The organism is Mycobacterium innocens (assembly GCF_900566055.1).
GTDB classification, from domain to species: Bacteria; Actinomycetota; Actinomycetes; order Mycobacteriales; family Mycobacteriaceae; genus Mycobacterium; species Mycobacterium innocens.
In genome coordinates this window covers 1-1,943 of sequence record NZ_UPHQ01000150.1, presented here as the reverse complement: position 1 = coordinate 1,943, position 1,943 = coordinate 1, and the positions used below count along the sequence as shown (strand labels likewise).

Annotated in this window: 1 protein-coding gene; it reads right to left on the bottom strand. The window is 62.7% G+C overall.

Annotated features, from left to right (window positions below; genetic code table 11):
* Positions 1-87: 87 nt before the first annotated feature.
* Positions 88-1,350 (bottom strand): group II intron reverse transcriptase/maturase, encoded by a 1,263-nt coding sequence (gene ltrA / locus EET03_RS15240; protein ID WP_075542735.1) that lies wholly within the window; start codon positions 1,348-1,350, stop codon positions 88-90.
* Positions 1,351-1,943: the final 593 nt, after the last annotated feature.

Below are 1,943 nucleotides of genomic sequence, written 5' to 3'. Positions count from 1 at the left end.
GGTCGGGTGGCCGGAGGGGATTGCACCCTCCGGCTCCCACAGATCCGGACGTGAACCTCTCGATTCATCCGGCTCTTGTCATCTTGATCACCAGACGGCGGGGACGGTGGTGGTCCATTGCCAGTGCGCGAGGAAGCGCGGGTACTGCGTGGTGACCCGCTGCCATGCCTGCTGGAATGCACCGCGGCTCCGATACCGCCGATATTTGTTGCGGACCCAACGCATCAGGTAGGCGTTGATGCGCGCCAGGAGAGGATGCAGCGCCGACCGGAAGAAGGCGCCGTAGTAGTTCATCCAGCCCCGCACGATGGGGTTGATCCAGCGTGCAAGGTCAGCGAAGGATCGCCCGGTGCGATGGTGTAGTCGCCATGACCGCACCTCCCGGCCGATCTTCGTCAAGGCGTCCCTGCTGATCGCGGGCAAAAACGACAGGAACGTGTGTCCGTCTTTGGCCCGCATCCCGCGCGGCCGGAACGTGAAACCCAAGAACGTGAACGACGTGTGCTCATAGTCACCACGCCGGTTAGCGTCCTTGCAGTACACGATCCGGGTCTTGTCGGGATGCAGCCGCAACCCGACCTCGCCCATCCTGTCGTGCAGCGCGGCCAACACCTGGTGGGCTTGGCGCTCGGTGACGCAGTGCACAACCGCGTCATCGACGTAGCGTTCAAAGCGGACACTCGGGAACTCCCGGGCCATCCACATGTCAAACGCATAGTGCAGAAACAGGTTGGCCAGCACGGGCGAGACCGGCGACCCTTGTGGGGTGCCCCGGTCCCGCTGGGCCAGGGTGCCATCGGGCAGCTGAACCGGGGCTTGCAGCCACCGGCGCACATACAGCATCACCCACGGCAGATCGGTGTTGACCGCCACCGCTTTTAGCATCAGGTCCCAAGACACGCTGTCGAAAAACTTTTGGATGTCCAAATCGATCACCCAGTCGGTTTTCCAACACCGCTGCCGGCATACCCCCACCGCGTCGATCGCTGAGCGGCCCGGCCGATACCCGTAGGAGTCATCGTGAAAGATGTCTTCCACCTTCGACTTCAGCTCCTCGGCTACCACCGTTTGGGCCACCCGGTCGGCCACCGTGGGCAGACCCAGCATCCTGGTCCCACCGCCATGCGGCTTGGGGATTTCCACCGCACGCACCGGAGGCGGAAAGTAACTGCCCGAGGACATCCGATTCCACACCTTGTACAGATTGTTTTGCAGGTCGGCCTCGAATGCCTCGATGGTTACCCCGTCTATGCCCGGCGCGCCCTTGTTCGCCTTGACCTTCTCGAACGCCTCCTGGACCGCCCACTTCGAAATCTCGAACGGCTTGCCCGGCGACTTCAACTCGCTCATCCGACTCCTTCCGAACCCCACGGGTTTCGGTTGATCGACACGAACACAGTCACAGATGACCCGGCCCCTTCGCTCCACCCCCATTACAGGAGCTTCACCACTACTACGAGCCGGTCCGCCAACCGGACCCGCGACGGTACTCACACCCACGACAAGCGCGGGCTACTCCCTCTCGCCCACCCGAAAAACCCGGACGGGCAGTGTCGAATCCGGCCTTCTCCCGTTCCATGCAAAAGCCGCAGACCGGGCTCGCGTCGCCTCCATGCCGGACACCGCCTGGCCAATCAACGGGCACCCGCCAGACTCATCCCGGGATATGACGGACACCCCGGTTTCGATGTCATCTATGTGCATTTCGACACGTCAACAGCGAATCGCTTGCGCTCGCCTTCCCGATCCCCACCTGACACATCGACCTGTGCCTTTTCCACATCGCTCACCACAGTCACGTCACCGCTCCTGCAGCATGTGGCGGTTTGAAGCCACCCCCCGCAGGGCGACTCCGAAGGGCCGACAATCCCTCATCTCCTGCACAGCACCGCTTCGGAAAGCTCTACCTACATCGAACTCCCTTCCACGTTCGGGACACACCC

What these genes read in the sequence shown, in the direction of transcription:
- ltrA (WP_075542735.1), bottom strand. Translation starts at nt 1,350, where the DNA reads ATGAGCGAGTTGAAGTCGCCGGGCAAGCCGTTCGAGATTTCGAAGTGG.